Below are 17,496 nucleotides of genomic sequence, written 5' to 3'. Positions count from 1 at the left end.
GGGGTTGATATCGCTGAAGAAGCGTGATTCTCCCATAGGTTGGGCGCGCGCGTGACCCGCCGGACGCTTTTTCGGGATGCGCAAAATAGTGGAGAGGCTTGTCGGAGAAGGGTTTTCGGGATTTTTGCGATGCAGCGAAGAATTTGCGCCTGGCCGGCGACTGGCCGTGGAGCGGGAAACTCTTACCGGTTTTCTACGCTTGCGGATTGCCCGGTCAACTCCATGGAGACATCGGCCATCAGCGCCTGCAACCAGGCCAGGTCAGTAGGGCGGCTGACCTCGGGCAAGGACATCAGATAACTTTCGATAGGCGGAAACTCGATCGGCGACTCCATGACCACGAGCGGCAACAGCGCGGCGTAATGCAGCGCGAAGCGTCGCGTGGCGGTGAAGATCAGGTCGGATTGCAGCAACACTTGCGGCACGAGCCCGAAGTACGGAATGGTCGTAACAATGCGCCGCCGGATGCCTGCGCCCGCCAGTCCTATATCGATAGGATGACGCTTCGCGCCGCTATAAGTGGTGGGCGCGAGATGCGCGGCGTGCGCGTAGCGAGCGGTTGTCAGCGGTTCGCGTGCAAGCGGATGGCCGCGCCGCATGAGGCACACGAAGCTGTCGGTGAAGAGATCGCGGCGCGCAAAACGCGGCTCCGGATTCTCCCAGTTGCCGACGACCAGGTCGAGATCGCCTTCATCGAGCGCACGCTCATGATCGAGCGTCGGCGTCAGCGATTCGATCTCCAGCCGCGCGTTGGGCGCCGCCGTACGGAACGCGCGAACCAGCGTCGGCATGAAAAAATCGTTCAGGTAATCCGGCGCGGCGACCCGGAACGTGCGCCGTGACGTGGCGGGATCGAAGGCGCCATGCGGCGTGGCGACAAACTCGACCTCGCGTAACGCGCGCTGCACAGCCGGCAGCAGCGACGCGCCATACTCGGTCGGCACCATGCCCTGCTTGCCGCGCACGAGAATGGGGTCGTGCAGCAGTTCGCGCAGCCGTCGCAGCGCCGTGCTGATGGCGGGTTGCGTCTGCCCCAGGCGCAGCGCGGCCTGCGTGACACTGCGCTCGGTCAGCAGCGTTTGCAGCACGCGGATCAGCCAGATTTCGAGGGAATCCGGGGCGGAGCTGGCGTAATCGGCAGGATCGGTGGGATCGGTCATAGAGCGCGGTCTTCGGGCGCGTGGTGTTGCGTAGCAAATCGTGGCGGGACGATTCCGGCGTTATGCACGCAGGATCGGTATTTCACTACGTTAAGCCCGACAGAACACTCACGCCATAGCGTGTGCGCTATGCATGGGATAGGGCTCAGCCGCCAACCGGGCCCGATCCAGTGAATCCACCGACCTCACTGCGCGCCGCTTCACACAGCCGGCGCGGTCCTCGGCAAATTGCTGATTCGCTGTACTTCGGCGCCTTCCAGCCAGTTCGGTGAACGGGCGACATAAAGCACCATCGGCAGCGTGTCTTCGCCCCAGAACAATTGCTGGTTCACCACAAACGTTGGCACGCCGAACACGCCGAGTTCCACCGCGCGCTCGACGTTCGCCCGCAACGTTGCCTCGACGTCCTCGAGTTCGATCATTTTCGCTCCATCGGGCAGGCCCACATGGCGGCACAGATCGTCGAAACCCTGCTCGGTCGACGGATCGCGGCCTTCCTTCCAGATGAACCGGAAAATCTCGCGGATACAGCCAATTTCCCCGCCCGCCGCCACGGCGAGACGCAGCGCCTTGCTGGAATCGAAGGGATGCGACGGCGGCATTTTGAACGGAATACCCAGCTGTTCGGCGCGAAAGAGCGCGTATCGATAGATAAACACGCGCTTTGACGGGATGTTGCCCGGCATCGGCTGGCCCCAGTGTTTGAGGAGCTTTAAATAGTCGATAGGCAATACTTCGAACGGCATGTTCGGCCACTTCTCATGCTGTTCGAGCAGCAGATACGAAAAGGGAGAGTTGAAATCGAAAAAAAAGTACGGCTGGCGCGGATCGATGGAAGGCGAGGCGCTCATATGAATCTCCCTGGTGCGTTGCTCGTCGCGGTAACCGTCAGATCGGCTACCGTCGTTTCTTCTTTCGATATTACGTGGTGTGCTGAACGCTGTCTGCCTGTGCGTCGAGCGCGGCGGCCTGGGCGCTGGTCAGCCGCTGCCGTACAAAGCCAATATGCTCGCGCAACACATAGAACTGATCGGCGTAGGCGAGCGGCATTTTCATCTGGTTCACCGCATTTTCGATGCCATCCACCCGCTCGATCAGCGCCTCGCGCTGGGCGGGTTCCGGGTCGCTCATGGCTTCGCGTTCAATGCTGATCAGCGCGCCATAGATCTTGTAGATGCGCGATTTCACCCGCCACCGGTACAGTCCCGGCACGAGCCGCAAACCCGGAATCAGCACCACGATAATCGGCACCAGCAGCACGATCACGCGATCGGCAAGACTCGCGATCCAGAACGGCAGCGTCCGGTACAGGAAGCTTTTGCCCGACTTGTAGTAACGCTCGGCGTCGTCGCTGATACGAAACTCGTGCTGTAGCGGCGCGGGGAATTCGTTTGCCGTCTGCAGCAGGTTCGCGCGCCCGTGCACCTCTTTCGCGGCTTCGATCAGCAGGTCGGACAGCGCCGGATGCAGGCCGTCGCGGGCGATCAGTTCGGCTGTCGGCGCAATCAGGTGGATGGGGTGCGGCGGCACGTTCTTCGCCAGATCGAGGGAGCCCATCGGCAGGACGATCACCTTCAGGTACGGGAAGCGGCGCGCGTAGGCGTCGGCCTGGGTGAAATCGAAGAAACGGATGCCGGGCGTGCGAAACAGCTTGCCCATGGTCGGCGGCTGCGCGGAATCGCCGGTGAGAAACGCGGCGTCAATAGTCCCGTCCGTCAGCGCGCTGGCCGCGGCGTCGCCGCTCAGCGGCAGCAATTCGGTGTCTCCGCCGGGCTCGATGCCATTCGCCTTCAACACTGCCAGCGCGAGCGCGCGCGTGCCGCTGCCTTCAGTGCTGATGGCGAGCCGCTTACCCTTCAATTCTGAAAGCCGCGTCAGCAGCGGTCCACGATAAAACACCGCCAGTGGCACATACGCCACGCTGCCGAGCGAGACCAGGTTCTCGTGCTTATCCGGCGTGCCGGGCGCCGACATGCCGCCCTGCACGAAACCGACATCGACGTTCACCTTCGGATCTTCGAGCTTTTGCAGGTTATCGAGCGAACCCTGCGACTCCAGCACGTTCAGCGTGACGCCGTTGCGCGCGAGAATCTTTTTGTACTGCTGCGCGTCGTTCCAGAACGAACTGCCCTTGGTCCCCGCCGACATCGTCAGCGTATTGGGCGGCGCGGGCTGGATCAGTCGCACGGCGAAATAGATCGCGGCGGCGCTGATCAGGAGGATTGGTCCGAACGATATCGCGAGGTCGCGCCACGAGATCGCGACGAAACGCGCCATGGTTGGAGTAATGCGCCGGGAGCGGGGTTTCTTCGGGGGTTCCTGAGCGGGAGGTTCTTGGCCGGGAGTTTGAGTCATTGTAGGGTTCGGTGGGGCGGGGACCTGCGTTGACGCAAAACCGCTAAACTTTAAGCAGCGGATTTCATGAACGGGAGAGGGAAGTTGGAAAGGGAAAACCCTCGCATCCGCTCATTCACTAAACGAAATGGCGATGTTTAAAATACCCTTCGTTGTGCACGTTAAGTATTTTATTCAGTCGCGGCAGTGAAACATGCCTGTGCTAATACGTTGAAACGTCTGCTGTTACATTCATTGGCCCGCGCTTTGTTGCAAATTTCGCCGATGGTACATGATCGCCTGTGCCGTTGGATCAAGGGCAGGCCCTAAGCCGGTACGACAATATGGATAAGTACGGTCGAGTGGGCGCTTCATCGTGTTAAATGCTTTGCGCTTCTCGCGAGGCTGGATTAAATTGACGTTCGCCGCCGTAGAACCAGCATCCGCGCCGCCTAACCGGCATTCGGAGAAATGCTCCGAGCAGAACCGGCAGCGTCGCATGATGTGCAGCAGCTTATGTCCTTGAGCCAACGGCCATGACACCCGTATAAGAACGGCCGGACATTTGTTTTTTCGCCAGTCTCTCGCAACACCGTGTCGCCAGCATCGCCGGTCTGTTTGTATCGTATGTGCGTGGATTGTTGTTTTTTACAATCAGACCGCAAGATGTCGTAGCCAAACCGCTGGGTTGATGCGGTCCAAAAGAAGCACAAGAGCAACACTTTGCGAAGTCCATAGCGAAACAAAAGGAGAAGTCATGAAAGTAGTCGATATGTTGAAGGCGCTGAGCGTCGTAGTGTGCGTCGCAGTGGCGTCGAGCGCCTATGCTCAATCAAGTGATGCCATGGCCACGACGGGCGCAGCACCGTCGGCCAAGACCACCAAGAAGGTCAACCGCAAGCTCGGCCTCGATGTGCGGCGTGCATTGAGTAAGGCACAGGGCATCGACGTGTCGAACATCTTCGTGCGCGCACGCGGCGGTGCTGTCGTGCTGACGGGTACGGTGCCGGACGGCGCGCAGATTCCGAAGGCCGAGGAAGTGGCGAAGGGCGTGGCCGGTGTCACCTCCGTGTCGAACAAGATCACGCTGGCTCAGCCGAACGGTGGCGGAGGCTGATGTTTTCCTGAGCCTTGGACAGCGGCGCGTCGTTGCACCGTGTGTGCAGCGTGCTCCGCGGTTTCGTTCAGCGGCTTAAATAACGGGTTCCGGTGCTTCGCACCGGAACCCGTTATGCGTTATGGGTTCAATCTTCGAGTTAAAGCTTCCTGGTTGAGAGCAGGAGCGGATTCGCGACGTGCATCGAAAGAAGTACGCCGAATAAAAACAACATGCTGGAGAGCGACGATGAAACGATTCCCGGGAGCCACGGCGCTTGCCCTGGCAATGGTTGCGTTCGGCCTCGCGGCCTGTCACGGCAACGATGACGGCCATGACAATGGCAACGGTTCGCCGACCAATGCGCTGCCAAGCTTCATCTCCGGCAGCGTGCGCACGCAAACCTACGACGGCACGACCGACGACCTGCTGACAGCGGGGCTGGGCAAGGACGGACTGGCATCGGCAACGCCGCCGGCCATCGCCAACCCAGCCGCACCGAGCGCCGCTGAACTGCGTCGTCTCGCGATCTACTCGAACTACCGCGCGCTCGTCGATATGTCCGCCAATGGCGGCTACGGGCGCTTCTGGGGGCCGAACGTTGACCTGAACGGCAACGACACGCTCGGCGAGGGGATGATCGCCGGCAAGGAGTATCTGGCTTTCGCCGACGACGGCAGCGGCACGCTCAACGTCAGCTTGCTCGTACAGATCCCGGCGAGTTTCAACCCCGACCAGCCGTGCATTGTCACGGCGACTTCGTCCGGGTCGCGCGGCGTGTACGGGGCAATATCGGCGGCGGGGGAATGGGGTTTGAAACGCGGCTGCGCGGTCGCTTACACCGATAAAGGCACCGGCAACGGCGCGCACGAACTGGCGACGAACACGATTACGCTTATCGACGGTACGTTGTTCAACGCCGCGGCCGCGGGCAAGAGCAGCGTGTTCACGGCGAACCTCGGGAGCACCAATCTTGCCGCGTTCAACGCGCAATTCCCGAATCGCTATGCTTTCAAGCACGCCCACTCGCAGCAGAATCCGGAGAAAAACTGGGGCACGAATACGCTGCAGGCGATCCAGTTCGCGTACTGGGCGCTTAATGATACCTACGGCTCGGCCGGGGGCAGCACGCAGAAGATCCGCTATAACCGCGGCGATGTGACCACCATCGCGGCTTCGGTGAGTAATGGCGGCGGCGCGTCGCTCGCGGCCGCCGAGCAGGACACGCAGGGATGGATCACGGCGGTGGTCGTGGGTGAGCCGCAGATCAACCTGAACGTGCCATCGCAGGTTTCTGTCAGGCAGGGCGGCGTGCCGGTGGCGTCGTTCGGCCGGCCGCTCGCCGATTACATGACGCTCGCGAACTTGCTGCAGCCTTGCGCAGCGCTGGCGCCGGCTGCAGCGGGCGCGCCGTATCTCTCGACGTTGCCGGTGGCCACGACCGCATCGATCCGGGCGGCGCGTTGCGCGTCGCTGGCGACGAGTGGCGTGATTTCCGGGGGCGATGTGATCAGCCAGGCCACCAATGCGCTCGCCCAATTGCATCAGGCCGGTTATCAGACGGATTCCGACTTCCTGCAGGCGCCGATGTGGGATTCGCAAGCTGTGCCAGCGGTTGCCGTGACCTACGCGAATGCGTACACGCAATCGAGCGTCACCGATAACCTCTGCAATTTCAGTTTCGGCACGACCAATGCAGTGACGGGAGCGGCTGGAGTCAGCCCGGTGGTTTCTCCCATGCTTACCGTGTTCGGCAACGGCAATGGCGTGCCGCCGACCAACGGTATCAATCTTGTCTACAACGCGGGGAACGTGGGGAATTCGGGCGCGGCGGACCATCGATTCGCAACCGCCGACGCCAGTTTCGCCGGCGCGTTTTGTCTGCGCGGCTTGTGGACGAATGGTGACGCGAAGATGACCGCGAGCGTCAATGCGATCCGCGTGAATGCGAATTTGCACGGAAAGCCGGTAATCATCGTTCAGGGGCGCTCGGATACGCTCGTGCCGATCAATCACGCGTCGCGCCCGTACGCCGCGATGAACAAGCTGGCCGAAGGCAATTCCAGCAATTTGTCCTTTTACGAGATCACGAACGGCCAGCATTTCGATGCGTTCCTGAGCGTCGCGGGCTTTGATACGCGCTTCGTGCCGTTGCAGTACTACAACCTGCAGGCGCTGAACCTGATGTGGGCGCATTTGAAGAACGGGGCGCCTTTGCCGCCGTCGCAGGTCGTGCATACGGTGGCGCGGGGTGGTACGCCGGGGGCTGCGCCGGCTTTGTCGGTGAACAATTTACCGGCGATTTCCGCGTCGCCCGGGGCGAACGCGATCACGTTTGGCGGCGGCGGAGTGAATGTGCCGAACTGAAGCGAGGCATACATCTCGCCGATCAAAGGCTGGCCGATGAGGGTATTGGCCGAGATCCGATCTGCGATGAGTCGAAGCGCGGCCGCTGAACTGGCGGCCGTTGGCGCGTCGCTGACTGCAATTTTTCGATAATCCAGCCGCTATCTTCGATTGATAACGTGGCGACTCCCGGTGCGTACTTTGGCGACAACATGAACGCACCGGACGGCAACTATGTTCGAATGCTTAAGGGGTAGTCGCCGATGCCGCCACCGGCGCGGAAGCCGGGCTAGCCGTTGAGGTAGCCGCGGTCACCGCCGTGGCGCTGGCGGCTGGAACAGCACTCGCCGCTGGCGGTGGTTTAGCGGCGCTGGCGTTCAACTCCGCGCGAGCGGCCGAACTCGCGGCTGGCGTCTGCACGACAATAGGTGTTGGCGTGAGGTCCGGCGAATTCAGGATCAGCGATGGCGCGAGCGCCTGGCTGCTGACGTTCTCGCCAGGAATGGGCGAGCTGCGCGGCACGGTCTTCAAATAGTGCCCGACCAAACTAAAAAAGCGATCGTAGAACTTGCCTGCCGGCACGGTTTCGCTGGAGATTTTTACCATCGAGTCGCTGTTCGAGCGGATCGGCAGCGAGAGCGAGCCGAGCACGCTCAATCCCACGCTGGCCGAGGTATCGCTTTTCTTCAGCGTATAGCCGTCCTGCACCGCATTCACATACGCGATGCTCGTATTGGTCGCGTTCTCGCCCGCCGTGCAGACGACATGAAACGACACCACCACGTGCGTATCTGCCGCCGGCTGGAAGTTCTTGGTGGCATCGATGGTATCGGGCTGCGGCATGGTCGTCACGTAACCCTGGCTCAGCAGCGCTCGGCGCGAGGCTTCGCAGGTTTCCTGACTGGTGGCGTCGTAGTTGTGCGCGAACGGGCTCGCGCCCGTCGAGAACATTTCGGCCTGGTAGCTGGGCGTGGGCGTGGCGTTGCCCCCACAAGCGGCGAGGGCGAGCAGGGGCAGGGCGAGTGAAAGGCGGGAAAGCGGGTTTTGCATGACGGGCGGCTGGATGAAACGAAGGACATCGGTGGCGTAGATTGTAGTGCGCCGCGCGTGTCGACGTAAAAAGCAGGAAATTATGGAGATGGGCAAGAACTCCACGCAGCCGATATGGCCTGAATCCCGTACCGCAGACGGTTTTCGTAGGCGGCTCAATCCCGCCGCAGCCCCGCCGCCGCTCGTAACACATCTATTTCTCGTCCCTCGCCGATATCCCTTCTTGAAATTACCGATCGGTGTGCCATATACTTGGCACTCGTCGCACGAGAGTGCTAACAGTTTTCCGGCCGGTGGCTTTGTGGGTCGTCGGACGGGTTTCCCGCGTTTTTATAGTCTCAGTTAAGAGAGGAGTGTGTATGAACCTTCGTCCTTTGCACGATCGCGTCATCGTCAAACGTCTGGATCAGGAAACCAAGACTGCCTCGGGCCTCATCATCCCCGACGCTGCAGCTGAAAAGCCGGATCAGGGCGAAATCCTGGCCGTCGGCCCGGGCAAGCGCGATGACAAGGGTACGCAAAACGCCCTCGACGTCAAAGTGGGCGACCGCGTGCTGTTCGGTAAATACGCTGGTCAGACCGTCAAGGTCGACGGCAATGAACTGCTCGTGATGCGCGAAGAAGACATCATGGCCGTTCTGGTCAAGTAATCACCTTCAAGCCTGCGGCCTTCCAGCCGGTGCGATCGACCCGCGCTCATGCGACTCTCGCCCGGCCTGGAAAAGGCCAAAAACTGAAACGAATCAAGGAGTTTGAATATGGCAGCTAAAGAAGTCGTATTTGGCGATATCGCCCGTGCAAAGATGGTTGAAGGCGTGAACATCCTGGCCAACGCGGTCAAGGTCACGCTGGGCCCGAAGGGTCGTAACGTGGTTCTGGAACGCAGCTTCGGCGGCCCGACGGTCACGAAGGACGGTGTTTCGGTCGCTAAAGAAATCGAACTGAAAGACAAGCTCCAGAACATGGGCGCGCAAATGGTGAAGGAAGTTGCTTCCCGCACCAGCGACAACGCCGGCGACGGCACGACCACGGCTACGGTTCTGGCCCAGTCGATCGTCCGCGAAGGCATGAAGTACGTTGCATCGGGCATGAACCCGATGGACCTGAAGCGCGGCATCGACAAGGCAGTGACCGCTGCTATTGAAGAACTGCGCAAGATCAGCAAGCCTTGCACGACGAACAAGGAAATCGCTCAAGTTGGCGCGATTTCGGCTAACAGCGATTCGTCGATTGGTGACCGTATTGCTGAAGCAATGGACAAGGTCGGCAAGGAAGGCGTGATCACGGTTGAAGACGGCAAGTCGCTGGAAGACGAGCTGGACGTGGTTGAAGGTATGCAATTCGACCGCGGCTACCTGTCGCCGTATTTCATCAACACGCCGGAAAAGCAAACCGCGATCCTCGAAAACCCGTTCGTGCTGCTGCACGACAAGAAGGTGTCGAACATTCGTGACCTGCTCCCGATCCTGGAACAAGTTGCGAAGGCTGGCCGTCCGCTGCTGATCATCGCTGAAGATGTGGAAGGCGAAGCTCTGGCAACGCTGGTTGTGAACAACATCCGCGGCATCCTGAAGACCGTTGCTGTGAAGGCTCCGGGCTTTGGCGATCGTCGTAAGGCCATGCTGGAAGACATCGCAATCCTGACCGGCGGTCAAGTGATTGCTGAAGAAACCGGCCTGACGCTGGAAAAGGCAACGCTGGCTGAGCTGGGTTCGGCTAAGCGCATCGAAGTGGCGAAGGAAAACACTACGATCATCGACGGCGCTGGCGAAGCTGCAAGCATCGAAGCGCGTGTTAAGCAAGTTCGCACGCAAATCGACGAAGCTACGTCGGACTACGACCGTGAAAAGCTGCAAGAACGTGTCGCCAAGCTGGCTGGCGGCGTTGCAGTGATCAAGGTTGGCGCTGCGACCGAAATGGAAATGAAGGAAAAGAAGGCACGTGTTGAAGACGCACTGCACGCAACGCGCGCAGCTGTGGAAGAAGGCATCGTGGCTGGTGGCGGCGTTGCGCTGATCCGCGCTCGTCTGGCACTGAAGGACCTGAAGGGCGCGAACGCCGACCAGGACGCAGGCATCAAGATCGTGCTGCGCGCGATGGAAGAGCCGCTTCGCCAGATCGTCACGAACGGTGGCGAAGAAGCCAGCGTCGTGGTGGCAGCAGTTGCAGCCGGTACGGGCAACTTTGGCTACAACGCGCAAACGGGCGAGTACGTCGACCTGGTGGAAGCCGGTGTTGTGGACCCGACCAAGGTGACGCGTACGGCACTGCAAAACGCGGCATCGGTGGCAGGTCTCCTGCTGACGACCGACTGCGCTGTGTCGGAACTGCCGAAGGACGATGCTCCGATGGGCGGCGGTATGCCCGGCGGCATGGGCGGTATGGGCATGGACATGTAATTTCGGGCCTGCCCTGAATTACAGGGCAGCGCGAGCTTCTTCGGGAGCTCGGCGCCTGCTCAAAGAAAAACCCGCATCGGCAACGATGCGGGTTTTTTCTTGGGCTTTCGGCAATTCCCGGCTACTTGTTGTTCTGTGTGCGCATTTGTTCGGCGACAGCCTTGTAGTCGTAGGTCGGATAAAACTCGGTCCGGTAGCCTCCCCACGCGGTATTTTCGATTGCGCGATTCACGTCTCGCAATTTATCGGCGGGAACGCGCAGCGTGACCACCTGACCGATACCCATCATCACGTACCACGAAACCACCTGAACGCCCGGCGGCGGGAACGCCTTGAAGAAGCCTTGCTCCTTCAGCTGTTCGTTGATCTTCGGCAGCGTCTTCGACTGATCATGCTTCAGGAAAATGGTCAGCAGAAAAGTGCCATCACCGACCGGCGTTGCGTTCGCATTCGGGTTTTCCGCGGGAGCCGGAGGCGTCTGGGCGAACGCCGCAGCGGAGCTGAGAGCCATCAACACCCCCGCAATAAACCGCGCACTTAGCCATTTCCTGCACTCAAGCATCGGCGTTCTCCCTGACGGCCGCGCGCTTCGGCCGCACGTTCAATGCCCTGCGGCTTTTCACGCGCAGCGCGTTGAACTGGGCGTGGCCGGCGGCGGTGTTGTCGAAGATGCACCATACCTCGTGCGCTTTTTTTGCCCGGTCATGCAGCGTTACCGCGAGGGCATCAAGGTAGGGGTATTCGTACGACGACTGGTACATCTCCGGCGAGCCATGCAAACGGAAATACACCAGCGATGTATCCGCCCGATGCGCGATGAAACAGTCATCAGGTTGTGGATCGGCATCGACGTATGCGATCTTTTTCGACTTGAGCAACGCTGCCGCGCCTTTCGCGAACCAGCTTTCGTGCCGTGCTTCCAGCGCGACGGGAATCTCCGTGCGTTCGCGCATCGATGCAAAAAACGATTCGGCTACGGCAGGATCGAACACGAGGCTGGGTGGCAGTTGCACGAGCCAGCAGCCGAGCGTGCTGCCCAGTTGTGTCGCGGCTTCGAAGAAGGTGTCGAGCAGCGTTTCGCAGTTCACCAGGCGTGCGTCGTGCGTAATAGCCTTCGGGATCTTCACGGAAAAGCGAAACGAGCTGGGGACGCTGTCGCGCCAGCGTGCATACGTTTCCGCCCGATGCGGCCGATAAAAGCTGGAGTTGATCTCGACGCAGGTCAGCACCTGCGAATAACGGGCGAGGTGAGTACCGTCGCCGGGGAAGTGTTCCGCGACCGCGTCCGTGATGCCCCAGCCGGCGCAGCCGATCCGTACGGGGCCGGGACTGTGCTTGAGTGGGTGGAGCGATGTTTTGCGCAGCGGCATGGGTCAGTCTCGCTCCAGGAAAATGTCAGTGGCGGGCTTCGCCCGGTGTAACGGGTGGTGCATCGACAACCACGGGCGGCGTCTCGTCGTCATCGTTCGAACGTGCCCAGAAAAACCGATCCGGCAAATAGGCGCCCATGCCGGGCCTGAAGGCGGCGCGAGTCGCCTGGAACACATATTCCTGTGCTTCGCGCGCGGCTTCCGCTGGTTCCTGCCCGTTTGCGAGCAACGCGGCGATGGCAGACCCGAGCGTGTCGGTAATGCCCATCATGCGGTGCTCGGTCCGGTCCCACGTGTCCTGCCGGATCTGGCCTTCCTCACTGTAAAGCGTATTCACATGCCGGTGCGTGCCCGTTTCCGTCGCCAGGATGTACTCGCAGCCTTGCGACAGCAAATGCGAGATCGCGGCGTCGAGCGTGGGGGCTTCGGCGTCGCCGTCCGGCTGCGCGAGCTGCAGGAGCGTGGCGTGATCGGCGACCAGCATGGTCGTTTGCGGCACCAGTAGATCCGCCATCGACTCGCGCAATTCGTCAGCCGCCAGCACGTGTTCGTCGTCGAGCGTGAAGTCGGGTGCGAGGATCAGCGGCACGTCGTCGTAGTCGGCGACCACTTCTGCAATTGCGCTGACCACTTCCGCACGCGTCGCCGCGCCGATCTTGAAGGCCGCCACCGGCATATCTTCCAGCAACATGCGGGCCTGCGTGCCAACGGTGTCGGGGTCTAGCCCGGTCACTTCGTCGCAGGTCGCCGAGTCGCGCACGGTGTAGCCGGTGAGGACAGTGAGTCCGTGGCAACCCATGCTGGCAAGTGTCAGCAGGTCTGCCTGCAGGCCGGAGCCACCCGTGGGATCGGACAGGCCAAAGGTTAGAACAATAGGAGGGGTGTCGCTGGGCATCGGATTATTCGTGTGTTCGATCTATCGGCTATTCAAGCGGCCGGACAAGGAGTCGGCGCAAACGGCACGATTATGCGGCCTAAAGTCGCGCGGGCACATGAGATGGCCTTTTTTTCGCACCAAAGCCGGGTGAATTATTGTGCGGGAACCGGTGCGACGAGGGACCGATACTTGCTGGAAGGGCGTCGCAGGCTGTGTAGCGCTCACGTGGAGGCGCCGGAGAGGGGATAGCAGAAATCCCGGCGAAACCCAAAAACCGTCCGAATCCTGGCCGATCGGCCAGCACTGCTGCATTGCTAGGCATCGCGCCGCCAAACCGGTACCATCATGCACTCATTTAACCGATTGCCCGACGCGACATAAGTATGGAATACAGAAGCTGGATGTGCCTGATTTGTGGCTGGATTTACGACGAAGAAGCAGGACTGCCCGAGGAAGGAATTGCGCCGGGCACTCGCTGGGAAGACGTTCCAATTAACTGGACGTGTCCAGAATGCGGCGCACGCAAGGAAGACTTCGAAATGGTCCAGATCTGAGCCGAGTCTCGGACGTCGCGCAAGGAAAAACCGCGCCGCATGGATGGGATGCCTTCATGCGGCGCGTCTTGTTTACGTATGGGGAAATAGGCGCGCGGTTCGCGTGATGCGTGGTGCTTCGCTTCGTGATTTGCGTCATGGTTCCGTGGCACGCATGATGGTCAGTTAAACCAAAGACAGACTAGTGAGCAGGAACGCTCGGCGAGCGAGTTGGCTCGACCCGACTCGACTCTTCCGGCGTGTGTCCGGGTTGTATTGCCAGAGGGGATGCGGCGGCATGCATCGCGGCATATATTGGCGAAATGCGCCCGGGTTCGATCAAGATCCATCCGATGCACGGCGTAGCGCCGAGCATCGGCTCGTGAGCGTTCCATGACAACTCAATCCGGTTTGAGCAACACGTTCCAGGCATTGCCCAATCCGCGCGGCGGCGCCGTGCGGATTGCTGAGATGGCGCTGACCGACGCGCTGCACGCGTTCATGCGCGACGGCGACACGCTGGGCGTCCTGCGCCGCGGGATTGGTGCGTTGCAGTCGGCGGGCTGGCTCCCGGCGCAGCGTTTCGGCGAGACCCTGGTGCTGGTGTCACCGCTTGCCGCGCTGAGCGACAAAAATCGCAACCAGTTCGCCGAAACGTTGCGTGATTTCAGCGCGGCGGTGGAACGGCGCAATCTGCGCGAAATGGCCTGTTCCACGCTGCTGTTCGAGCATTATCGAGGGCTGCATGCGCTGATGGCCGCGCATACCCGGGCCGTGCCCGTTTCCTTCGATGACCTCGCGCTCGCTGGCCGCGCCATTCCGCCGGCTACGCTGCGTTCCATTTCTCCCGAACGCCTCGCTCGCGTGCGGGCGCACTACGAACGTGCGTTGCTGATGCTGCTGCGTTCGAAGGCTGGCGAGTTGAAGGGGGAGGCTGAAATTGTCTCTATCCTCGACGCCTGTCTTGCCGATCTCGCCGGTCCCGATCCCTACGATTTCTGGCGTCTGGCGGGCGCGGTGGTCGAAGCATTGCGTTTGCAGCCCGATCCCGACACCGCGGCCGACGCGCGCCGTCTCTACGCTCGCTTCAATCTTGTTCTTGCCGATCAGGCGCACGGTTTGTCGCATGCGCCCAAGTCGTTGGTGCGCGCCGCGCTGGCGTTGCTGTGGCGCGATTACGCGTTATATGGCGCATCGGCAGAGGATTCCGCCCAGGTCGATGTGTTGCGCGATTACGGCCTGACCGTGGACTGGCACATCGCGGCGTCGCAGGCGTCCGAGGACGCATGGGAGCGCAATGCGGAGCAGGCGCGTGACGCGTCCACGCGAGATTTGGGCGTATTGCGCGTGAACGCCGTTGCGTATGAAGACTTTCTGACGAGCGCCGAGCCGGCTATCGGCGCGTTGATTGAGCATGGGATGTCGGCGCGGGACGCCGCGCGCATTGACGTGCCGGCTGCGCTGAAGGCGGCTGACGCGGCGTATCGGCTGGGTGCGGCGGCGTGTGCGTTAGGGCTGGGCCATGTCGCGTTGCTGGCCGACACGCTCGGGCTCGCGTGGCGGCGGATTGCGTACGAGGCGCAGACAACGCCGGAGGGCTCGCCGCTCGATGCCGCGATTCCCGAGCGGGCGGCTCAGGCGCTTGGCGCGATGCTGCATCAGGCTGCAGCTGGAATCGCACCTTCGGAGGGCGGGGCGTCTGTTGCGGCGCTGACCGCGATGATCGAGAGGGGAATGGTCGCGGCGCGGTAGGCTTTCCGCTCACTCGCTCGGACCCTGTGCGTGAACGAGCGCCTTAACTGCGCTACTTGATCGCGGCATACCGCGCGAGCGTGATTTTTCTCGCGGTATCGTGATCGACAATCGGCATGGGGTATTCAGCGCCCAGCGAAATCTTCGCTGCCTTCAACGCATCCGGTTTCGCTTTCCACGGCGCATGGATGTCTTTATCCGACAGCGCGGCGAGTTCCGGCACGTAATGACGGATGAACTTGCCGCGGGTATCGAATTTCTCCGACTGCGTGATTGGATTGAAAATGCGGAAATACGGTTGAGCGTCGCAGCCGCTCGACGACGCCCACTGCCACCCGCCATTATTCGATGACAGTTCGAAGTCGTTCAGCAGCGACTCGAAATACTGTTCCCCCCGCCGCCAGTCCAGCCCCAGATCTTTGGTGAGAAAACTCGCCACGACCATCCGCAAGCGGTTATGCATGTAACCCGACTGGTTGATCTGCCGCATGGCGGCATCGACTAGCGGATAACCCGTCCGGCCTTCGCACCATGCAGCAAAACTCGCATCGGCAGCATCGCCCGTTTCCCACTGAATACGGTCGTATTCCGGCCTGAACGCCTTGTGGTCGCCCGGCACGCCAACGTAGGGAAAATGGTGCAGCACCGAAAAATAGAAGTCGCGCCAGATCAATTCGGACAGCCACGTTTCGGCGCCCCGGTTGCCGTGACGCTGAGCATCGTGAGCGGTACGAGCCAACGCGCGAATCGAAATGGTGCCGTGCCGGAGATGAACGCTGAGATAGCTCGGTCCCTTGACGGATGGGAAGTCGCGGGTCCGGTCGTAATCGACCATACGGTCGAGGAAATCATCAAAGAGCTGGTACGCGCCGCTCGTTCCGGCCGGCAACGCGGGCGCGTGTGCAGCGCTGAATCCCAGCGATTCCAGCGACGGAATGGCGTGTTTTACTTCAGCAGGCGGCCGTGCCAGAACAGAAAGATTTTCTTCCGATGCATACGGCTTCATCGCATCCGGCGTCAGCGAGGCGAGCCAGTTGCGCTTATAGGGCGTGAACACGGTGTACGGCTTGCCCGCGCCCGTCAGCACGTCGTCCTGATGAAAAATGACCTGATCTTTGAACGTGAAAAACGCCACGTCCGCGCTGGCCAGTTTTTTGGCGATATCCTCGTCTCGCGCTTTCGCCGACGGTTCGTAGTCACGATTCGTGAACACCGCGTCGACGCCGCATTCGCGGGCCAGCCCCGGAATCTCGTGCGACGGCAGACCGTGCCGCACCATCAGGCCGCCACCCGCGTCGCGCAGGGTTTGGTCGAGTTCGATCAGGCTGGCATGAATAAACGGTACTCGACGATCGTTTTGAGGAAGGGGAGACAGAATTTCGCTGTCGAAAACGAACGCGCACAGCACCCGGCGACAGCGTGTTAGTGCGTGATAGAGTGCAGCATGGTCTGCTACGCGCAGGTCTCGTCGAAACCAGACTAGCCCCAGATCAAAGTCGGCCATCAAGCAGCGCCTTTGCTAAAATTTGAATTATGTCCAAGACTTCCGATCGCATCAATTTGACCAATCAGTTCCTGATCGCCATGCCCAACATGGCCGATCCCACGTTCTCAGGGACTGTAGTCTACCTTTGCGATCACAGCGAGCGCGGTGCGCTTGGCCTGGTGATCAACCGGCCGACCGATATCGACCTCCAATCGCTTTTCAATCGCATCGACCTGAAACTCGAGATCGAGCCGCTCGTGCATCTGCCCGTTTATTTCGGCGGTCCGGTGCAGACGGAACGCGGCTTCGTGCTGCACGATCCGGCCGACGGCGACGTCTACACTTCGTCCATGAGCGTTCCCGGCGGCCTTGCCATGACCACGTCGAAAGACGTGCTCGAAGCGGTCGCGAGCGGCAAGGGGCCTGCACGGTTCCTGCTTACGCTCGGCCATGCCGGTTGGGGCGCGGGGCAACTGGAAGAAGAAATCGCCAAGAACGGCTGGCTGACCGTGGAAGCTGATCCGCGCATCGTCTTCGACGTGCCCGCCGAGGACAAGCTGCAAGCGGCGTTGTCGTTGCTTGGCGTGTCGCTTTCCATGCTCTCGGGCGAAGCGGGCCACGCATGACGGGTGACGCCCCGGGGGATGCCCGTATTGAAGCCCGCATCGAGGCCACGCTGCTCGCCTTCGATTACGGCGAGAAACGCATTGGCGTCGCGGTTGGCAACACGTTGACCCGGCACGCCCGCGCGCTGACGGTGTTTGAAAACCGCAGCCGTGAATATCGTTTCGAAATAGCCGGTCAATTAATTGCCGAATGGAAACCCATGACGGTGATTGTCGGCCTACCCATGCACCCCGACGGCGCGCCGCATGAAATGACGCAACTGGCCACGCGTTTCGGCAATCAATTGAACGGTCGTTTCAGCGTGCCGGTGAGTTGGGTGGACGAGCGGTATTCATCGGTGGAAGCGAAGGCCGAAATGAAGCGCAACGGCGTGAAGATGAATGCAAAGGGCCGTTACGACGATATCGACGCCGAAGCCGCGCGTGTCATCCTCCAACAGTATCTAGACGGACTTTGACGACCAATC

Annotated in this window: 16 protein-coding genes; 8 read left to right on the top strand and 8 right to left on the bottom strand. The window is 61.0% G+C overall.

Annotation, left to right across the window (positions count from 1 at the left end; all coding sequences use genetic code 11):
- Nucleotides 1–182: 182 nt before the first annotated feature.
- From SBC1_RS14320 to SBC1_RS14310, 3 genes are all read right to left on the bottom strand, one after another.
- Entirely contained in the window at nucleotides 183–1,160 is a 978-nt protein-coding gene (locus SBC1_RS14320; RefSeq protein ID WP_165988289.1) for a LysR family transcriptional regulator, read from the bottom strand.
- 200 nt (nucleotides 1,161–1,360) lie between these two features.
- Complete coding sequence (locus tag SBC1_RS14315; RefSeq protein WP_165092452.1) at nucleotides 1,361–2,011, bottom strand: 2-hydroxychromene-2-carboxylate isomerase; 651 nt, start codon at nucleotides 2,009–2,011, stop codon at nucleotides 1,361–1,363.
- 70 nt (nucleotides 2,012–2,081) lie between these two features.
- The gene (locus SBC1_RS14310) at nucleotides 2,082–3,437 is read right to left on the bottom strand and encodes a TAXI family TRAP transporter solute-binding subunit (protein WP_243830289.1); all 1,356 of its coding nucleotides are present in this window, start codon (nucleotides 3,435–3,437) and stop codon (nucleotides 2,082–2,084) included.
- Nucleotides 3,438–4,251: 814 nt separating this feature from the next.
- Here SBC1_RS14310 and SBC1_RS14305 point away from each other — a divergent pair.
- Nucleotides 4,252–4,611, top strand: coding sequence for a BON domain-containing protein (locus SBC1_RS14305; protein ID WP_165988285.1), 360 nt, complete (start codon nucleotides 4,252–4,254; stop codon nucleotides 4,609–4,611).
- A gap of 228 nt (nucleotides 4,612–4,839) precedes the next feature.
- Entirely contained in the window at nucleotides 4,840–6,957 is a 2,118-nt protein-coding gene (locus tag SBC1_RS14300; protein WP_165988283.1) for a D-(-)-3-hydroxybutyrate oligomer hydrolase, read from the top strand.
- Nucleotides 6,958–7,182: 225 nt separating this feature from the next.
- On the opposite strand, the gene SBC1_RS14295 is transcribed toward SBC1_RS14300, so the two are convergent.
- Nucleotides 7,183–7,986 carry a DUF2242 domain-containing protein gene (locus SBC1_RS14295; RefSeq protein WP_165988281.1) on the bottom strand — a complete coding sequence of 268 codons (804 nt, stop codon included), beginning with the start codon at nucleotides 7,984–7,986 and terminating at the stop codon, nucleotides 7,183–7,185.
- A gap of 359 nt (nucleotides 7,987–8,345) precedes the next feature.
- On the opposite strand from SBC1_RS14295, the gene SBC1_RS14290 reads away from it, so the two are divergent.
- Together SBC1_RS14290 and groL are read left to right on the top strand one after the other, a co-directional pair.
- The gene (locus SBC1_RS14290; RefSeq protein WP_031362728.1) at nucleotides 8,346–8,636 is read left to right on the top strand and encodes a co-chaperone GroES; all 291 of its coding nucleotides are present in this window, start codon (nucleotides 8,346–8,348) and stop codon (nucleotides 8,634–8,636) included.
- A gap of 108 nt (nucleotides 8,637–8,744) precedes the next feature.
- Nucleotides 8,745–10,385, top strand: a complete 1,641-nt coding sequence (gene groL, locus SBC1_RS14285) for a chaperonin GroEL (RefSeq protein ID WP_165092446.1) — start codon at nucleotides 8,745–8,747, stop codon at nucleotides 10,383–10,385.
- A gap of 121 nt (nucleotides 10,386–10,506) precedes the next feature.
- Here the strand turns inward: groL and SBC1_RS14280 are convergent, their stop codons facing one another.
- Genes SBC1_RS14280 through SBC1_RS14270 form a run of 3 tightly spaced genes read right to left on the bottom strand, consistent with a single transcriptional unit; the run spans nucleotide 10,507 to nucleotide 12,650 of the window.
- A complete protein-coding gene (locus SBC1_RS14280; protein WP_243830231.1) occupies nucleotides 10,507–10,896 on the bottom strand; it encodes a hypothetical protein in 390 nt (129 codons plus the stop codon).
- Between the two features lie 43 nt (nucleotides 10,897–10,939).
- On the bottom strand, nucleotides 10,940–11,755 hold the full coding sequence (locus SBC1_RS14275; protein WP_165988278.1) for a DUF72 domain-containing protein: 816 nt from the start codon (nucleotides 11,753–11,755) through the stop codon (nucleotides 10,940–10,942).
- A gap of 25 nt (nucleotides 11,756–11,780) precedes the next feature.
- Complete coding sequence (locus tag SBC1_RS14270; protein ID WP_165988276.1) at nucleotides 11,781–12,650, bottom strand: hydroxymethylpyrimidine/phosphomethylpyrimidine kinase; 870 nt, start codon at nucleotides 12,648–12,650, stop codon at nucleotides 11,781–11,783.
- 365 nt (nucleotides 12,651–13,015) lie between these two features.
- Between SBC1_RS14270 and SBC1_RS14265 the strand changes: the two genes are divergently transcribed.
- Entirely contained in the window at nucleotides 13,016–13,186 is a 171-nt protein-coding gene (locus SBC1_RS14265; protein WP_025527884.1) for a rubredoxin, read from the top strand.
- A 372-nt stretch (nucleotides 13,187–13,558) separates the two neighbouring features.
- Complete coding sequence (locus SBC1_RS14260; RefSeq protein WP_165988274.1) at nucleotides 13,559–14,917, top strand: hypothetical protein; 1,359 nt, start codon at nucleotides 13,559–13,561, stop codon at nucleotides 14,915–14,917.
- Between the two features lie 52 nt (nucleotides 14,918–14,969).
- Here SBC1_RS14260 and SBC1_RS14255 read toward each other — a convergent pair whose 3' ends face one another.
- Complete coding sequence (locus SBC1_RS14255; RefSeq protein WP_165988272.1) at nucleotides 14,970–16,421, bottom strand: deoxyribodipyrimidine photo-lyase; 1,452 nt, start codon at nucleotides 16,419–16,421, stop codon at nucleotides 14,970–14,972.
- Nucleotides 16,422–16,450: 29 nt separating this feature from the next.
- Between SBC1_RS14255 and SBC1_RS14250 the strand changes: the two genes are divergently transcribed.
- The gene (locus SBC1_RS14250; RefSeq protein ID WP_031362713.1) at nucleotides 16,451–17,029 is read left to right on the top strand and encodes a YqgE/AlgH family protein; all 579 of its coding nucleotides are present in this window, start codon (nucleotides 16,451–16,453) and stop codon (nucleotides 17,027–17,029) included.
- Entirely contained in the window at nucleotides 17,026–17,487 is a 462-nt protein-coding gene (ruvX, locus tag SBC1_RS14245) for a Holliday junction resolvase RuvX (protein ID WP_207958408.1), read from the top strand. The genes SBC1_RS14250 and ruvX overlap by 4 nt, the downstream gene beginning before the upstream one ends.
- Nucleotides 17,488–17,496: the final 9 nt, after the last annotated feature.

The sequence above is a fragment of the Caballeronia sp. SBC1 genome (assembly GCF_011493005.1).
Taxonomy (GTDB): domain Bacteria; phylum Pseudomonadota; class Gammaproteobacteria; order Burkholderiales; family Burkholderiaceae; genus Caballeronia.
This window is presented reverse-complemented; position numbering and strand designations above follow the sequence as displayed.

What these genes read in the sequence shown, in the direction of transcription:
- SBC1_RS14320 (WP_165988289.1), bottom strand. Translation starts at nt 1,160, where the DNA reads ATGACCGATCCCACCGATCCTGCCGATTACGCCAGCTCCGCCCCGGAT.
- SBC1_RS14315 (WP_165092452.1), bottom strand. Translation starts at nt 2,011, where the DNA reads ATGAGCGCCTCGCCTTCCATCGATCCGCGCCAGCCGTACTTTTTTTTC.
- SBC1_RS14310 (WP_243830289.1), bottom strand. Translation starts at nt 3,437, where the DNA reads ATGGCGCGTTTCGTCGCGATCTCGTGGCGCGACCTCGCGATATCGTTC.
- SBC1_RS14305 (WP_165988285.1), top strand. Translation starts at nt 4,252, where the DNA reads ATGAAAGTAGTCGATATGTTGAAGGCGCTGAGCGTCGTAGTGTGCGTC.
- SBC1_RS14300 (WP_165988283.1), top strand. Translation starts at nt 4,840, where the DNA reads ATGAAACGATTCCCGGGAGCCACGGCGCTTGCCCTGGCAATGGTTGCG.
- SBC1_RS14295 (WP_165988281.1), bottom strand. Translation starts at nt 7,986, where the DNA reads ATGCAAAACCCGCTTTCCCGCCTTTCACTCGCCCTGCCCCTGCTCGCC.
- SBC1_RS14290 (WP_031362728.1), top strand. Translation starts at nt 8,346, where the DNA reads ATGAACCTTCGTCCTTTGCACGATCGCGTCATCGTCAAACGTCTGGAT.
- groL (WP_165092446.1), top strand. Translation starts at nt 8,745, where the DNA reads ATGGCAGCTAAAGAAGTCGTATTTGGCGATATCGCCCGTGCAAAGATG.
- SBC1_RS14280 (WP_243830231.1), bottom strand. Translation starts at nt 10,896, where the DNA reads ATGGCTCTCAGCTCCGCTGCGGCGTTCGCCCAGACGCCTCCGGCTCCC.
- SBC1_RS14275 (WP_165988278.1), bottom strand. Translation starts at nt 11,755, where the DNA reads ATGCCGCTGCGCAAAACATCGCTCCACCCACTCAAGCACAGTCCCGGC.
- SBC1_RS14270 (WP_165988276.1), bottom strand. Translation starts at nt 12,650, where the DNA reads ATGCCCAGCGACACCCCTCCTATTGTTCTAACCTTTGGCCTGTCCGAT.
- SBC1_RS14265 (WP_025527884.1), top strand. Translation starts at nt 13,016, where the DNA reads ATGGAATACAGAAGCTGGATGTGCCTGATTTGTGGCTGGATTTACGAC.
- SBC1_RS14260 (WP_165988274.1), top strand. Translation starts at nt 13,559, where the DNA reads ATGACAACTCAATCCGGTTTGAGCAACACGTTCCAGGCATTGCCCAAT.
- SBC1_RS14255 (WP_165988272.1), bottom strand. Translation starts at nt 16,421, where the DNA reads ATGGCCGACTTTGATCTGGGGCTAGTCTGGTTTCGACGAGACCTGCGC.
- SBC1_RS14250 (WP_031362713.1), top strand. Translation starts at nt 16,451, where the DNA reads ATGTCCAAGACTTCCGATCGCATCAATTTGACCAATCAGTTCCTGATC.
- ruvX (WP_207958408.1), top strand. Translation starts at nt 17,026, where the DNA reads ATGACGGGTGACGCCCCGGGGGATGCCCGTATTGAAGCCCGCATCGAG.